The sequence below is a fragment of the Pseudomonas sp. AP42 genome (assembly GCF_001728935.1).
Classification (GTDB): Bacteria; Pseudomonadota; Gammaproteobacteria; order Pseudomonadales; family Pseudomonadaceae; genus Aquipseudomonas; species Aquipseudomonas lactis.
Window position 1 is genome coordinate 1 of record NZ_LYSO01000133.1, and the last position, 15,652, is coordinate 15,652.

Annotated in this window: 15 protein-coding genes and 1 riboswitch; of the genes, 4 read left to right on the forward strand and 11 right to left on the reverse strand. The window is 61.9% G+C overall.

What is annotated here, in order from left to right:
* Nucleotides 1-190 precede the first annotated feature (190 nt).
* From A7K61_RS27375 to cobO, 6 genes are read right to left on the reverse strand one after another with little or no spacing between them, the layout of a single operon-like run.
* Nucleotides 191-1,642 carry a cobyric acid synthase gene (locus A7K61_RS27375; RefSeq protein WP_069558766.1) on the reverse strand — a complete coding sequence of 484 codons (1,452 nt, stop codon included), beginning with the start codon at nucleotides 1,640-1,642 and terminating at the stop codon, nucleotides 191-193.
* Nucleotides 1,639-2,628 (reverse strand): threonine-phosphate decarboxylase CobD, encoded by a 990-nt coding sequence (gene cobD / locus A7K61_RS27380; protein ID WP_032895906.1) that lies wholly within the window; start codon nucleotides 2,626-2,628, stop codon nucleotides 1,639-1,641. The genes A7K61_RS27375 and cobD overlap by 4 nt, the downstream gene beginning before the upstream one ends.
* Nucleotides 2,621-3,529, reverse strand: coding sequence for an adenosylcobinamide-phosphate synthase CbiB (cbiB, locus tag A7K61_RS27385; RefSeq protein WP_044268417.1), 909 nt, complete (start codon nucleotides 3,527-3,529; stop codon nucleotides 2,621-2,623). The genes cobD and cbiB overlap by 8 nt, the downstream gene beginning before the upstream one ends.
* Nucleotides 3,526-4,176, reverse strand: a complete 651-nt coding sequence (gene bluB, locus A7K61_RS27390) for a 5,6-dimethylbenzimidazole synthase (protein ID WP_047711519.1) — start codon at nucleotides 4,174-4,176, stop codon at nucleotides 3,526-3,528. Before bluB ends, cbiB begins: the two co-directional genes overlap by 4 nt.
* Nucleotides 4,173-5,555, reverse strand: coding sequence for a cobyrinate a,c-diamide synthase (locus A7K61_RS27395; protein WP_044268413.1), 1,383 nt, complete (start codon nucleotides 5,553-5,555; stop codon nucleotides 4,173-4,175). The genes bluB and A7K61_RS27395 overlap by 4 nt, the downstream gene beginning before the upstream one ends.
* Nucleotides 5,552-6,163, reverse strand: coding sequence for a cob(I)yrinic acid a,c-diamide adenosyltransferase (gene cobO, locus A7K61_RS27400; RefSeq protein ID WP_005790169.1), 612 nt, complete (start codon nucleotides 6,161-6,163; stop codon nucleotides 5,552-5,554). Before cobO ends, A7K61_RS27395 begins: the two co-directional genes overlap by 4 nt.
* A 77-nt stretch (nucleotides 6,164-6,240) precedes the next feature.
* Nucleotides 6,241-6,488: riboswitch (cobalamin riboswitch) on the reverse strand.
* A gap of 99 nt (nucleotides 6,489-6,587) precedes the next feature.
* On the opposite strand from cobO, the gene A7K61_RS27405 reads away from it, so the two are divergent.
* Nucleotides 6,588-7,901 (forward strand): sorbosone dehydrogenase family protein, encoded by a 1,314-nt coding sequence (locus tag A7K61_RS27405; protein ID WP_069558767.1) that lies wholly within the window; start codon nucleotides 6,588-6,590, stop codon nucleotides 7,899-7,901.
* Between the two features lie 123 nt (nucleotides 7,902-8,024).
* Here the strand turns inward: A7K61_RS27405 and A7K61_RS27410 are convergent, their stop codons facing one another.
* The 5 genes from A7K61_RS27410 to A7K61_RS27430 all read right to left on the reverse strand — a co-directional run bounded on the left by A7K61_RS27410 (nucleotide 8,025) and on the right by A7K61_RS27430 (nucleotide 12,625).
* On the reverse strand, nucleotides 8,025-8,564 hold the full coding sequence (locus tag A7K61_RS27410; RefSeq protein ID WP_003193049.1) for a C40 family peptidase: 540 nt from the start codon (nucleotides 8,562-8,564) through the stop codon (nucleotides 8,025-8,027).
* A gap of 144 nt (nucleotides 8,565-8,708) precedes the next feature.
* Nucleotides 8,709-9,338 (reverse strand): C40 family peptidase, encoded by a 630-nt coding sequence (locus tag A7K61_RS27415; protein ID WP_003193051.1) that lies wholly within the window; start codon nucleotides 9,336-9,338, stop codon nucleotides 8,709-8,711.
* A gap of 209 nt (nucleotides 9,339-9,547) precedes the next feature.
* Entirely contained in the window at nucleotides 9,548-10,252 is a 705-nt protein-coding gene (gene hda / locus A7K61_RS27420) for a DnaA regulatory inactivator Hda (RefSeq protein ID WP_003193052.1), read from the reverse strand.
* 203 nt (nucleotides 10,253-10,455) lie between these two features.
* Nucleotides 10,456-11,529: an AI-2E family transporter gene (locus tag A7K61_RS27425; RefSeq protein ID WP_003193054.1), complete on the reverse strand. Its 1,074-nt coding sequence runs from the start codon at nucleotides 11,527-11,529 to the stop codon at nucleotides 10,456-10,458.
* Nucleotides 11,530-11,584: 55 nt separating this feature from the next.
* Entirely contained in the window at nucleotides 11,585-12,625 is a 1,041-nt protein-coding gene (locus tag A7K61_RS27430; protein WP_069558768.1) for a DUF2066 domain-containing protein, read from the reverse strand.
* 341 nt (nucleotides 12,626-12,966) lie between these two features.
* Between A7K61_RS27430 and purM the strand changes: the two genes are divergently transcribed.
* From purM to A7K61_RS27445, 3 genes are read left to right on the forward strand one after another with little or no spacing between them, the layout of a single operon-like run.
* On the forward strand, nucleotides 12,967-14,025 hold the full coding sequence (gene purM, locus A7K61_RS27435) for a phosphoribosylformylglycinamidine cyclo-ligase (protein ID WP_014719398.1): 1,059 nt from the start codon (nucleotides 12,967-12,969) through the stop codon (nucleotides 14,023-14,025).
* Nucleotides 14,025-14,675 carry a phosphoribosylglycinamide formyltransferase gene (gene purN / locus A7K61_RS27440; protein ID WP_003193061.1) on the forward strand — a complete coding sequence of 217 codons (651 nt, stop codon included), beginning with the start codon at nucleotides 14,025-14,027 and terminating at the stop codon, nucleotides 14,673-14,675. Before purM ends, purN begins: the two co-directional genes overlap by 1 nt.
* 8 nt (nucleotides 14,676-14,683) lie before the next feature.
* Nucleotides 14,684-15,397, forward strand: coding sequence for a DUF3108 domain-containing protein (locus tag A7K61_RS27445; RefSeq protein WP_069558769.1), 714 nt, complete (start codon nucleotides 14,684-14,686; stop codon nucleotides 15,395-15,397).
* Nucleotides 15,398-15,652 lie beyond the last annotated feature (255 nt).

A 15,652-nucleotide genomic window follows, 5' to 3' on the forward strand; every position in this document is an offset into this window, starting at 1 on the left:
ACCCCCCAAATCCCTGGCGAATTACGGCCAGCGTGGTTTGATGGGGCGCCCGAGATCAAAAGCAGAGCAAGATCAAGATCAAGAGCGGCTCGCTTCGCATCGTGGTTAGCGTTGAGGGCTACAGCGTTGTGTAGATACACATGGCTATCGCGGGCAAGCCAGCTACCACAGTCTGATCGCGTGAACATCGTCAGATCCCACATAGCTTGCGCAACAACTCGGTGTCCAGGTGGTGCTCCACCAAGTCCGCCAAGCGCTCGATATCGCGCTCGCGCAGGCCGTGATAATCCACCTCTTGCACATCCTGCAACCCGGCCCAACGCAGCAACGCGCTGCACGCCGCCGGGGTCTCGAATAAGCCGTGCAGGTAGGTGCCTAGAATTTGCCCATCGGGGCTCTGTGCGCCATCGCTGCGGCCATCGTCCAGCAGCACCGCAGCGCTTGCCAAGGCAGCGCCGCAGGTTACCCCCGCATGGATTTCATAACCGCTGACTTCGGCGTCTTCCAACACCAGGCGTCCACGCACGTTGCGCAACTGCTTCTCTTGTTCCAGGGTGGTGCTGAACGCCAGTAACCCGAGGCCGTCGCTGGAGCCCGCAAGCCCTTCCAGGCCCAACGGGTCATGGACTTGCTCGCCAAGCATCTGCAAACCGCCGCAAATCCCCAGCACCTTGCCGCCATAACGCAGGTGCCGCGCCACGGCGGTGTCCCAGCCATTGGCACGCAGGTAGGCCAGGTCACTGCGCACGCTTTTCGAGCCCGGCAGGATGATCAGGTCGGCAGCCGGTATCGACTGGCCCGGCCCGACGAACTGCAAGTCCACCTGGGGATGCAAGCGCAGCGGGTCGAAATCGGTATGGTTGCTGATGCGCGGCAGCACCGGCACCACCACCTTGAGCACCTGGGCGGCCTTGTCGATCTGGCGTTGGTCGATGCCGTCTTCTGCCTCCAGGTGCAGGTCCATCACGTAGGGCAGCACGCCGATCACCGGTTTGCCGGTGCGCGCTTCGAGCCAATCCAGCCCGGGTTGCAGCAACGCGATATCACCGCGAAAACGGTTGATGATGAAGCCCTTGACCCGCGCCTGCTCACTGGGTGACAGCAGTTCCAGGGTGCCGACCAGATGGGCGAACACGCCGCCGCGATTGATGTCTGCGATCAACAGCACCGGGCAGTCCACCGCTTCGGCGAAGCCCATGTTGGCGATGTCATTGGCGCGCAGGTTGATCTCGGCCGGGGAGCCCGCGCCTTCGACCATCACCACCGGGTAGGCCTGGCTCAAACGCGCGTGGGAAGCCAGCACGGCTTGCATCGCAATGGCTTTGTAGTCGTGGTACGCCACGGCATTCATGCTGGTAACGGCACGGCCATGGATGATCACCTGGGAACCGGTGTCGCTGTTGGGTTTGAGCAACACCGGGTTCATGTCGGTGTGGGGCGCCAGGTGGGCAGCCTGGGCCTGCACCGCCTGGGCGCGGCCGATCTCGCCGCCTTCGGCGGTCACTGCGCTGTTGAGCGCCATGTTCTGCGGTTTGAACGGTGCCACTGCGATGCCCTGGCGTACCAGCCAGCGACACAGCGCGGTCACCAGGGTGCTTTTGCCGGCGTCAGAGGTGGTGCCCTGCACCATCAACGTGCTCATGTGGCGTCCTTGTAGGCGGCCAGGGCTTCGTCAAGGCGCAGCCAGTCGGCGTCGGTGTCGGGCAGGCCGAAGCGCACGCTGCTGTTGTGCACAAACAGGCGCAGCAGGATGCCGCGCTGGGCCATGAATTCGTACAGCCGTTCAGCGTGGGGGGTAATCAACCACTGGAACAATGCGCAGCCGCCGTGGGGTTGAAGGCCGCGGCGCTCAAGCAACTCGAACAGACGCTGGCCGGCTTCGATGCAACGACTGCGCTGGCGCGCATGCCCGGCGGTATCGCGCAGGCACACTTGGCCCAGCACCCGCGTCGGCCCGCTGACGGCCCAGGGCCCGACTTGTTCGGCCAACAGCTTGAGCAACTTGCGCTCGGCCAGCACGAAGCCCAGGCGCACACCGGCCAGGCCGAAAAACTTGCCGAATGAGCGCAGCACGATCAAGCCGACCTGGTCGGCATGCCTGGCCAGGCTCAAGTCCGGGGTTACGTCAATGAACGCCTCGTCCACCACCAGCCAGCCACCGCGTTGGGCCAGCCGCGCATGCCAGTCCAGCAGGCGCTGTGGGCTCAAGCTCAATCCCGTGGGGTTGTTGGGGTTGACCACCACCAGCACGTCGAGGCTGTCGAGAAAGAAGTCGACTTCCTGCTCCTGCACTTCGCGCACCACATAACCGGCGCGACGCCAGGCTTCGGCGTGCTCGGCATAACACGGCGAAAGCACGCCGACCTTGCCGGAACGACGCAGGCGCGGTAGCAGTTGGATCGCCGCCTGGGAGCCCGGCACTGGCAGCAACGGGCCGGCGCCGTAATACTCGCTGGCAGCCTTTTCCAGGCCGTCATCGGTTTCCGGCAAACGCGCCCAGGCACGCAAGGGAATCTCGGGAATCGGCCACGGCCAGGGCGCCAGGCCGCTGGACAGGTCAAGCCAATCCGCTTCGGCAATGCCGTATTCAATCGCGGCCTTACGCAGCCGACCACCATGTTCAAGCATAGATTTGCGCCCCCACGCACAGGACCAGCAGCCACAACCATACGCCGCGCTGCACCAGTTGCCAGCCGCGATCAATGGAATCGGCGTTGGCCGGCGGGCCTTCGCCCAATGGCGGGCGCTGATGCACCTCGCCGTGATAAATCGCCGCACCGCCGAGTTCCACACCCAAGGCGCCGGCCCCTGCCGCCATCACCGGGCCGGCGTTGGGGCTGTCCCAGGTCGGGCCCTGGGTGCGCCAGCATTTGAGCGCCAGGCGGGTTTTACCCAATAGCGCGTAGGTTAAGGCCACCAAACGCGCAGGAATATAGTTGAGCACATCATCGATCCTGGCGGCTGCCCAGCCGAAACGCTCAAAGCGCTCATTGCGATAGCCCCACATGGCGTCCAGGGTGTTGCTGAGGCGATAGAGCACCACGCCTGGCACACCGGCCACCACGAACCAGAACAACGCAGCGAATACCGCATCGCTGCCGTTCTCCAGCACCGATTCGGTGGCCGCGCGGGCGACTTCAGTGTGGTCCAGTTCGCTGGTCTGGCGGCTGACCAGGTAACTCACACGCGTGCGCGCTTCGTCCAGGTCATCACGGCGCAGGGCCTGGGCCACCGGCGTCACATGCTCACCCAGGCTGCGCATGCCCAGGGCGCAGTACAACGCCATAATCTCCAGCAGCCAGCCGATATAGGGCGCCCACGACAACGCCGTGGCCAGCAGGGTCAGCGGCACCACCGCGATAAACCACGCGGTCACGCCATGGCTGCGCCAGCCACGCCCACCGCTATTGAAACGTTGCTCGATGCGCCCGGCAAAATTGCCGAACGCCACCAGCGGATGCCAGCGCTTGGGCTCACCCAGCAGCGCATCCAGCGCCACCGCAGCCACACACAGCAAGGCCACACTCATTGACTCACTCCCCACGCGTTTTCATACAGCATGTCACTCAGCGGTCGCGGCTCGGCCCAGCCTTCTAGCTGCAACATCGGTGCCGGGTAAAACTCGGCCACCGGCCCCAGGCACAACACTGCCAGGGGTTTTGCGCCGGGCGGCAAGCCCAGCAGCTCGGCCAGGGCCTGGGGATCGAACAGCGAAACCCAGCCCATGCCCAATCCTTCCACGCGCGCCGCCAACCACAGGTTCTGGATCGCGCAGGAGAGCGAGGCCATGTCCATTTCCGGCAAGGTGCGGCGCCCGAAGATGTGGCGCTCGCGGTCGTCCATCAAGGCGGCGACCAATACCTCGGCGCAGTCGCTGATGCCTTCGACCTTGAGCTTCATGAACGCATCGGAGCGCTCGCCCAACGCTTCGGCAGTGCGTACGCGTTCTTCTTCTACCAACTGTTGAATCTGGCTGCGCAACGAACGGTCGCTGATGCGGATAAAACGCCACGGCTGCATCAGGCCGACGCTGGGTGCCTGGTGCGCGGCGTGGAGCAGACGTTGCAGCAGTTCAGGCGCGACGCTGCCGCCGCTGAAGTGGCGCATGTCGCGGCGTTCGGCGATGGCGCGGTAGACGGCGTCGCGGTCGGCTTGGGGGAATGCGTTGTCAGTCATGGCCTCTTCGCGAGCAAGCCCGCTCCCACATTTGAAATGCATTCCCCTGTGGGAGCTGGCTTGCCTGCGATAGCGGTCTGAAGGTCTGGCGCAAACAACGCGGCCACCGCGCCAGGATTCGACGGAAAATAAAAGTGTACGTAGGAGGCGGTCAATCGACCTTGGCGATAGACCGCCTCAGCCCCGCGCCCACCGTTAGGGCTAAGGCCACGGGCAATCGGCTCCCATTCGGTACTGGTCAGGGAATGGTGATAGGTATGCCCACGCAACGTCCCCTCCGGCAGCTCAACGCTTTGCAGCGCCAGGGCCGCGAGTTTCTTCTGCATCACTGCATCGCCTTGCAACAAGCCAACCAGTTCGGCGCGTGTACCCTCCACATCGGTCAACGAGTCGAGCAGATAGAGCATGCCACCGCATTCGGCGAGCAGCGGTTTGCCAGCGGCATGATGAGCACGAATGGCGTCCAGCATCGCGGTATTGGCCGATAATGCCTGGTGGTGCAGTTCTGGATACCCGCCGGGCAAATAGAGGCTGTCAGCCTCAGGCAGCTGGCGATCATGGATCGGTGAGAAGAACTTCAGCTCGGCGCCCATTGCCCGCAACAGATCCAGGCTGGCGCCGTAGGTAAAGGCAAAGGCTTCGTCACGCGCCACGGCAATACGCACACCGGCCAGCAAGGGTTCGGCTTCGATCACCTCGGGCGCGGCAAAGGTCACCGGCGGCGGCAGGGCCACTTCGCAACTGCTGCCCAACGCCTGGGCGGCGGCGTCCAGGCGTACATCAAGGTCGTTCAGTTCGCTGGCTTGCACCAGGCCCAGATGGCGGCTGGGCAGTTCGATGCCGGTCTCGCGGGACAATGCACCGTACCAACGCAAGCCCTCGGTGAGGCTGCCTTCGAGCAGTTGCGCATGGCGCAGGGTGCCGACGCGGTTGGCCAGCACGCCGGCGAACGGCAGGTCGGGTTGATAGCGCGCCAGCCCCAGGGCCAAAGCGCCGAACGTCTGGGCCATGGCGGTGCCATCGATCACGCCCAGCACCGGTACACCGAAGTGCCGCGCCAGGTCAGCGCTGGAAGGCGTGCCGTCGAACAGGCCCATCACGCCTTCGATGAGAATCAGGTCGGCCTCCCCCGCCGCCTCCCAGAGCAGGCGGCGGCTTTCTTGCTCGCCCACCATCCACATGTCCAACTGGTACACCGGCGCGCCACTGGCACGCTCGTGGATCATCGGGTCGAGAAAGTCCGGCCCGCATTTGAACACGCGCACCTTGCGTCCCAGGTTGCGGTGCAAACGCGCCAGCGCGGCGGTGACCGTGGTTTTGCCCTGGCCGGACGCCGGAGCGGCGATCAATACGGCCGGGCAATGACGGGGCTGATTCAAAGTTCGACGCCTTTCTGTGCCTTGATACCGGCCTGGAACGCGTGCTTGAGCATGCCCATTTCGGTGACGGTGTCGCCCATTTCGATCAGCTCAGGCTTGGCGCCACGGCCAGTGACCACCACATGCTGCATGGGCGGGCGGGCTTGCAGGTCGCTGAGTACCTGGTCCAGGTCGAGGTAACCGTGCTTGAGGGCGATGTTCAGTTCGTCCAGCACCACCAAGCCAATGGAGGGGTCATTCAACATGGCCCGAGATACCGCCCAAGCCGCTTCGGCGGCGGCGATATCGCGCTGGCGGTCCTGGGTTTCCCAGGTGAAGCCTTCGCCCATCACATGAAAGCGCACCTGCTCGGGGAAGCGGCGGAAGAACAATTCTTCGCCGGTGCTGTTACGCCCCTTGATGAACTGCACCACACCGCATTGCATGCCATGGCCCATGGCCCGGGCCAGCATGCCGAACGCCGAACTGCTCTTGCCTTTGCCGTTGCCGGTCAGCACCAGCAGCAGGCCGCACTCGTTGGGGGAATTGGCGATGCGCTCGTCAATCACGGCTTTTTTGCGCAGCATGCGCGCCAGGTGGCGTTCGTCGCGGTCGGGGGAATCAGTCATGGCAGCTCTCCGTTGGGGCTGGACAAAAACGGCGGGCAGGAAAAAGAAAAACAGACAGCCAAGCATCGCCCACCGTGATGCTGTTGGATGATCCAGGCCGGTCTCCGGGCTCATGAGTGGCGCTTTTGATAGCTAGCAGCCGAGGGTGCGCCTTCCCATATCGCACGCGATACAGTGGCAAACAGCACCGTCTTGACTCATTTACCGTTGCGGGGGCAGCGCCGGAATCGCGGCAGCACTGTGTACAAGTGCGCTCACTCACCGGCTTCCCTGTTTCACTCCGTCGACGCGTACGCCACAGAGCACCTGGAACAAGCCGCGAAGGTTAGTGGGTTGGGGGGGGAGCGTCAATTAAAGCTGGGCTTGTACTTGAACCATCCGCCGTTCGTGCTTCTCTACCCCTACAGGTATCAAGGAGAAAACCATGCCTAAAACCCGACTCGCCCTACTGATCATGTTCGCCGGTAGCCTCGCTGCGTGCGGCGAAAGCTCGACCCTGCAGGTCGCCGACGGCACCGGGCCCTCGCCCCGGCTGCCGGAGCCGAACAAGACGCTGATCCCCACCGTCAATATCGCCCCGGCCATCGGCTGGCCCGAAGGCGCCAAGCCAATCGCGGCCGCAGGCACCCAAGTGGCTGCGTTCGCCGAAGGCCTGGATCACCCGCGCTGGCTCTACGTGCTGCCCAACGGCGACGTGCTGGTGGCCGAGACCAATGCACCGCCCAAACCGGACGACGCCAAAGGCGTACGTGGCTGGGTGATGGAAAAAGTCATGGACCGCGCTGGCGCCGGCGTGCCGAGCCCGAACCGCATTACCTTGCTGCGCGATGCCGACCATGATGGCGTGGCAGAAACTCGCACGGTGTTCCTTGAGAATCTCAACTCGCCGTTTGGCATGGCCCTGGTGGGCAACGACTTATATGTGGCCGATTCGGATAAGTTGCTGCGCTTTCCCTATCAGCCGGGTGAAACCGCGATCACCTCCCCCGGCACCAAGGTGGTGGATTTACCCGGTGGCCCCTTGAACCACCACTGGACCAAAAACGTGGTGGCCAGCCAGGACGGAAGCAAGCTGTACGTCAGCGTCGGCTCCAACAGCAACGTCGGCGAAAACGGCCTGGAAGCCGAACAGGGCCGCGCCGCCATCTGGGAAGTCGACCGCGCCAGCGGCCAACACCGCATTTTTGCCTCCGGCCTGCGAAACCCCAACGGCATGGCGTGGGAACCACAGAGCGGCGAGCTGTGGACGGCGGTCAACGAGCGCGATGAAATTGGCAGTGACCTGGTGCCGGACTACATCACCTCGGTCAAGGATGGCGGCTTCTATGGCTGGCCGTTCAGCTATTACGGCCAGCATGTGGATGTGCGTGTGACCCCGCAGAACCTGGACATGGTCGCCAAGGCCATCGCTCCCGACTATGCGGTAGGCCCTCACACTGCGTCGCTGGGGCTGACCTTCGCCGAGGGCAGCAAACTGCCCGCCCCCTTCAGTAATGGCGCATTTATCGGCCAGCATGGTTCCTGGAACCGCAAGCCGCACAGTGGCTACAAGGTGATTTTCGTGCCGTTCGAGGGGGGCCAGCCGAAAGGGCAACCGGTGGATGTGCTGACGGGGTTTCTTGATAGCGATGAGAAAGCCATGGGCCGGCCGGTTGGCGTGGTGATTGATCAGCAAGGGGATTTGCTGGTGGCCGATGATGTGGGCAATAAGGTTTGGCGGGTTTCGAGCGCTAAGTAGACCGCCACACACCAATGTGGGAGCGGGCTTGCCCGCGATTACGGTGGCCCAGCCAACTAACCCGTTGACTGACACACTGCATTCGCGGGCAAGCCCGCTCCCACATTTTGGAGTTTTACTGATTCAGGGATTACGCGCCAGGTTCCCCGGCAGTACCCGTTTGGCACTCAGGTAGGCATTCTGCCAATACGCTTTGGATAGCGTATCCAGCTTCACCGTACCGCCGGTTTGCGGCGCGTGTACGAAGCGCCCCTCCCCCACATAAATGCCCGCATGGCTGACCCGCGAACCACCACCGGTGGCGAAGAACAGCAGGTCGCCGGTCTGCAGGTTTTGTTCGCTGACGTCCTGGGCACGCATCACGATCAGTTCACGGGTGGTGCGCGGCAATGAGATGCCAGCAGCGTCGCGGAATACAAAGCCGATCAGGCCACTGCAATCAAAACCCGAGTCCGGTGTGTTGCCGCCCCAGCGATAAGGCGTGCCGACCAGGCCCAGCGCACGAAAGAGCACGTCTTCGGCAGCTGGCGAGAAATTCTGGGTGGCATAGTTGAACACCGGCTTAGGCTTGACCGCGACGGGCGCGGGCGGCGGTGTGCGACTGGCGCAGGCGCTGAGCAGCGCGGCGCAAACAATAAGCATCAGGCGGGCCGAGGTCGACATGTGCAGAACAATCCTGGTCTGGATGCGGCTTTCGCTGCCGAACGTTGAAAACCAGAACGCGCAAGCAAAGCTCGCGCGAACGGATGACAACAATGTCCAGGGATTCTAGCGCTTACACGTCAAACTTCAAGTATCACTTTAACTTTACTTACTAGCGGTAACCGTGGTCGGGGCCATGGCGAGTGCGCGCTTGGCTTCGATGAAGGTTTTGCTCCAGTAACTGTCACCCAGGTTATCGACCCGAACACCACCGCTGCGGCGGCTGCTGGAGTGAATAAACTGGTTATCGCCCAGGTAGATACCGGCGTGGCTGACACGACCGCGACCACTGGTACTAAAGAAAAGCAGATCACCGGGCTTGAGGTTGTTTCGTGCGACCAACGGTGCATTCACGTTGATCATCTCCCGCGTGGAGCGCGGCAGATTCATGCCGGCTTCTTCACGAAACAGGTAGCCAATGAACCCACTGCAATCAAAACCGGCTTCCGAGGTGCCGCCGAAACGGTAACGGGTACCGATCAGGGACATGCCGCGCTCAAGGATGCTGTCGGCCAGAAGTGGCAGCTGGTAAGGCTTGCTGTCGGAGAACTCGGCGAGTTCTTTTTCGGTTGCCACCTCTTCTTCATAAACAGAAGCAGACTGTGCAGCAACGAACTTTGCCTGATTTTGAACCTGTGGTTTTTGCTGTTCTGCCACCTGCTGAGGATGGGAGGCGCAACCAAACAACAGGGTAACGAGTGCGAGAGGCACGAGGGGTGCGAAGCGATTTAGCATGGGCACGACCGTGGCTGATGTGTAAAGAAGCCGAGACTATGCCCTCTATCACATCGATTTGCAAATTCAATCGCGATCTATGTGACTTATCGTTTCGACTATGCCATCTAAGCCGTGATTCCATTTATTGCTTCAGCTGCGTAGCCCTTAAGGCTCAAACGCAGGTTTTCTGACGCCTTGAAAATGCCGACATATGGAAAATCAAGACCTTACCAACCCAAGGTTTCTTTGAGGAAAGGGATCGTCAATTTTCTTTGCGCCTGTAAAGAAGCCTGGTCGAGCTGTTCAAGCAAATCGAACAGCGCACTCATGCTTCGGGTACCACGGGTGAGAATAAAGTGCCCGACTTCGTCGGTCAGGTGCAGGCCACGGCGGGAAGCACGCAGCTGCAACGCACGCAGCTTGTCCTCGTCGGACAACGGGCGCATCTGGAAGATCAGCGCCAGGGTCAGCCGCGATTTGAGGTCAGCCAGCTTCACTGGCAGCTCACGGGGAGAAGTAGAGGCGGCAATCAGCAGGCGTCGGCCGCTGTCACGCAGGCGGTTGAACAGATGAAACAGCGCCTCTTCCCACTCTGCTTTGCCGGCCACTGCCTGCAGGTCGTCGAGACATACCAGCTCGTACTGCTCAAGGTTATCGAAGATGCCGATGCCGCGGTCCATCAACTCTGCCAGGGGCAGGTACACCGCCGGTTCGCCCATCTGTTCGAAACGCAGGCACGCGGCCTGCAGCAGGTGGGTGCGCCCCACGCCATGCTTGCCCCACAGATAGATCAGGCTTTCAGTCCACCCGGCGTCGGCTTCGCAGAGCCGCTCGACATAGCCGAGTGCAGCGGCATTGGCGCCTGGGTAGTAGTTGATAAAGGTAGCGTCATCACGCAGACGCACACCTAGGGGCAGCTGAATCGGTTTCATGCTGACTGAACGGCTCCCATCGAACCGTTAGTGGCCTCTGTGTAAAGTTTGCAAAGTTTATACCCGTGACGCCGGGCGCACAATGCAGCAGACCACAAGCAAAATCAAAGGTTTGCGTTAACTCGCAGGTTTACGCGAATTGTTTGACGCACCCGGCGCCAATAACAACAAACCCGGCCAGGGCCGGGTTTGTGACATTGCGATTACAACTCGGGCTCATCCACCCCTGTGTACACGTCCGAATCCTTGTACAGGTCGTGCACATGGCGCACCAGCACCATGATCACCGCCGCCACCGGCAACGCCAGCAGGATGCCGGTAAAGCCGAACAGCTCGCCACCCGCCAGGATCGCAAAGATCACCGCCACCGGGTGCAGGCCGATTCGATCGCCCACCAGCAGCGGCGTCAGCACCATGCCTTCCAAGGCCTGGCCGACCATGAACACCGCGACAATCCCCAGCATCGGGTACAGGTCGCCGCCAAACTGGAACAGCCCCGCCACCAACGCCGCGCCGATGCCGATCACAAAGCCCATGTACGGCACGATGGCCGCCAGGCCCGCGATCAAGCCGATCAACAGCCCCAGCTCCAGGCCGATCGCCATCAGGCCGGCAGCGTAAATCACGCCCAGCGCCAGCATCACCAGCAACTGGCCACGCACGAACGCGCCCAGCACCTCATGACACTCCGCCGCCAGGGAAACCACGCGCTCTTCGCGGTCACGGGGCAGCAGGCTGCGGATCTTGGCCATCATGATGTCCCAGTCTCGCAGCAGGTAGAACGCCACTACCGGGATCAGCACCAGGTTGGTCAACCAGCCGATCAGCGCCAGGCTCGACGCGGTTGCCTGGCTGAGCACCACCGTAACGATGTCGGTGGTCTTGTCCATATGCTCGCTGATGGCCGCCTTGACCTTGTCGAACTTCCAGAAGCCATCCGCCAGCCCGAACTTGGACTGGGCCCACGGCATTGCCGTGTGCTGCAACCAGTCGAGCATCTGCGGCGCCAGTTCATAAAGACGGAACAGCTGCTTGGCCAACATCGGCACCAATATCAACACCAGCGCCGTGATGATCAACGTGAACAGCGCAAACACCGTGATCACGCCCCAGGTGCGCGACATGCCAACTTTTTCCAGGCGATCCACCACCGGATCGAACAGATAGGCGAGCAGCAGCGCCACCAGGAACGGCGTCAGGATCGAATGCAGCAAGAACACAAAAACGCACAGCAGGACAATCCCGCCAAGCCACACCCAACGACGCGTATCCGCCATATACCACTCCATCTGTTATCTACGCCCTTCTTCTATATAGAAGGAGGAACACCGTTTACCAACGAAAACGCAGTTGCGCCTGGGGCTCAGGTGCAGCAGCCGGTTGCGCGCCATCGACCACGACGGGCTGGGCCAAGGTTTCGCCAGCAGGAATTTCCTGCAGCTTGGCCAAGCTCAATTGGGTCCGCAGTTGTTCGGCGCTGCCATTGACGCGATACACAATCCGGTTGCCATCCACTAACTGCGGCTGGCCGCCAAAGGGCTCGAGCAAGCGACCCAGGGCGGCGTAGCGCTCCAGGTTCATGCCTTGCACCTCAAGCAGTTGCTCAGTGCTCACGCCCGGCTTGACCGCAAAGCGTGGCGCCAGCTTTTGGCTGACCGCCAGCAATACCGCATCGGCGAGCGCGGCAGTGTCAGCGCCTTGGGCGGTGCCCTCCTCAGCCTTGTCGCCCAGCCACAGGCGCCATTTGGCCTGCCATTGACTGCCTTCCTGACGCGCATGCACCGCCAGCAACGCATCGGCACCGTAGCGCTCGGACGCTGCACGCAAAGGCGTGGCGTCCGAGCTTTCAAGATTCGGCGCGGTGGCGACTACCTGTTCATCCAGGTCTCCCAACGGCAAGCGCAGCGGCAGCCCCCGGTGTTGCGCGGCCCGGCGCAGGGCCTGGGCCACGGCCTGGCCATCGCCGACCAGGCTGCTGCCTTCAGTTGAATCGTTCAGCCACCAACCCAGGATCGACGGCCGGTTGCTGCCCCAGATCGACAGGCCCGCATCACGCAAGGCGCGGTCGGTGCTGACCGGGTCGAAGTCCACTTGCAGGCTTTCCGGCGGGCCGGCGTCGTAGCCGTACTGGCTGATGATTTGTTGCGGGTCTTTGCGGATCGCCGCCAGGCCCGGGCCATCGGCGGCCTTGGCGTCGCCGGTCAGGCGGATCACCAGGGTCTGAACGGCACGCTGGGTGGCTTGGTCGCGCTCTTGGGGCGACTGGCTGCTGACTGGTTCAAGTACTTGATAGAGGCCATTGAGGGTTTCGGCATGACTCGCCAGGCTGACCAACGACAAGCAGCCTACAAAGAAGAATTTACACAGACGCATGGAAGATTCCCGAACGACAAATTTAGCGGTTGGAACAGACCGCGTGATCTCGGTTTGGCAAGGCTGTGACACAGCGACCGGTAAAACATTCACAGGGTCCCGGTAAGTTTTCATACTGTCATAACGCTAGCGAGTTCAAGGCTATACCTTAATACGCACGATTACCGGCCCGATTTGCATTTTTTTGAGCTCATATGCCCTGCCCGTCGGCCCGAGGATGGCCGCTGCCCCTCAAGCCTGATAAAATCGCGCGCCTTCGCAGACCGTCAACGGCAGGGCCCTTTTCAAAAGCCCCCGCCCGCCCGGTCGTTACCCAGAAATCCCCCCTAAAGGCCTGGATCATGAGCAAGCAACCCTCCCTGAGCTACAAGGACGCCGGTGTAGACATCGACGCCGGTGAAGCATTGGTCGAACGCATCAAGAGCGTCGCCAAGCGCACTGCGCGCCCTGAAGTCATGGGTGGCCTGGGCGGTTTTGGCGCCCTCTGCGAAATCCCGGCCGGCTACAAGCAGCCTGTACTGGTGTCCGGCACCGACGGCGTGGGCACCAAGCTGCGCCTGGCCCTGAACCTGAACAAGCACGACAGCATCGGCATCGACCTGGTCGCCATGTGCGTCAACGACTTGGTGGTGTGCGGCGCCGAGCCGCTGTTCTTCCTCGACTACTACGCCACCGGCAAGCTCAATGTCGAGACCGCTACCCAGGTCGTGACCGGCATCGGTGCTGGCTGCGAACTGTCGGGTTGCTCCCTGGTGGGCGGTGAAACCGCTGAAATGCCAGGCATGTACGAAGGCGAAGACTACGACCTGGCCGGTTTCTGCGTCGGCGTGGTGGAAAAAGCCGAGATCATCGACGGTTCCAAAGTAGCCGCTGGTGACGCCCTGCTCGCCTTGCCATCGTCCGGCCCGCACTCCAATGGTTACTCGCTGATCCGCAAGATCATCGAAGTGTCCGGCGCCGACATCGAGAACATCCAGCTCGACGGCAAGCCACTGACCGACCTGCTGATGGCGCCGACCCGCATCTACGTCAAGCCACTGCTCAAGCTGATCAAGGACACCGGTGCCGTCAAGGCCATGGCCCACATCACCGGTGGCGGCCTGCTGGACAACATCCCGCGCGTCCTGCCAAAAGGCGCCCAGGCGATTGTCGACGTGGCCAGCTGGCAGCGCCCGGCAGTCTTCGATTGGCTGCAGGAAAAAGGCAACGTCAACGAAACCGAAATGCACCGCGTGCTCAACTGCGGCGTGGGCATGGTGATCTGCGTTGCGCAGGAACACGTTGAAACCGCGCTGAACGTGCTGCGTGAAGCCGGCGAGCAACCTTGGGTCATTGGCCAGATCGCCACTGCCGCCGAAGGCGCAGCCCAGGTTGAACTGAAGAACCTCAAGGCTCACTGATGCCCCAGACCTGTGATGTCGTGGTGCTGCTTTCCGGCACCGGCAGTAACTTGCAGGCCCTGATCGACAGCACGCGCACCGGCGACAGCCCGGTGCGCATCGCTGCGGTGATTTCCAACCGCAGCGACGCCTACGGTCTGCAACGCGCCCGTGACGCGGGTATCGATACTCGCTCCCTGGATCACAAGGCGTTCGACGGTCGCGAGGCCTTCGACAGCGCCTTGATCGAACTGATCGACGCCTTCAACCCCAAACTTGTGGTCCTTGCCGGCTTCATGCGCATCCTCAGCGCAGATTTCGTCCGTCACTACGAGGGGCGCCTGCTCAATATCCACCCTTCCCTGCTGCCCAAGTACAAAGGCATGCACACCCACCAGCGCGCCCTCGACGCCGGCGACAGTGAGCATGGCTGCAGCGTGCACTTTGTGACCGAGGAACTCGATGGCGGGCCTCTGGTCGTACAGGCAGTGGTTCCGGTAGAGTCAGGCGACTCGGCGCAGACGCTTGCGCAACGGGTTCATACCCAGGAACACAGGATTTACCCGCTGGCTGTTCGCTGGTTTGCCGAAGGACGGTTGATTCTTGGCGACCAGGGTGCATTATTGGACGGCCAGTTACTCGCGGCCAGCGGCCACTTGATTCGAACCTAGGAGATTTTATGCGTCGCGCCCTGCTTTTCGCTTTTGCGCTGTTCGCTTTGCCTGCCGTACAAGCGGCAGACCTTCACCCCTTCTCCGTCAGCTACACCGCCGACTGGAAACAACTGCCCATGAGCGGTTCGGCTGAACGCAGCCTGGCCAAGAATGGCGACGGTACCTGGACCTTGAATTTCAAGGCCTCGATGATGATTGCCAGCCTGACCGAAACCAGTGTGATCCTGTTCGACAAGGACACCCTGCAACCCAAGAGCTACAGCTTCGAACGCGGCGGCCTGGGCAAGGCGAAGAAGATCAACCTGGATTTCGACCAGAGCGCCAAGAAAGTCACCGGCTTTGAAAACAAAGACCCGGTCAATGTCACTCTCGAAAGCGGCATGCTCGACAAGTCCACCTATCAACTCGCCCTGCAGCGTGATGTGGCTGCGGGCAAAAAGAGCATGAGCTACCGCGTGGTTGAGGGTACCGATACCGATACCTACGACTTCCGCGTGATCGGCTCGGAAAAGGTCAAGACCAAAGTCGGTTCGATCGACGCGATCAAGGTCGAGCGCGTGCGCGACCCGTCGCAGAGCAAGCGCATCACCCAGATGTGGTTTGCCAAGAACCAGGGCGGCATCCTGGTTGCCCTGCGTCAGGTTGAGACCGATGGCAAGGAATACAACATCATGCTGCAGGATGGCACTGTTGACGGTAAGGCCGTCAAAGGCAGCTGATTGCTGATGCACCGGAAAAGAGCCTCGCTGAATGCGGGGCTTTTTTTTGCCTGGCATTTTTAGGAGGAGCCACTACCGCTATCGCAGCATAGGTATCTACACAACTTCGGTACGACGCTAAACCTGTGGCGAGGGAGCTTGCTCCCGTGACGACCGGACAGCCGACGCCCATCTATCTGGCACCCCGCGATCAACCTGTGGGAGCGGGCTTGCTCGCGAAGACGGCCTAACAGTCAACACAGTTGGACCGGGTAC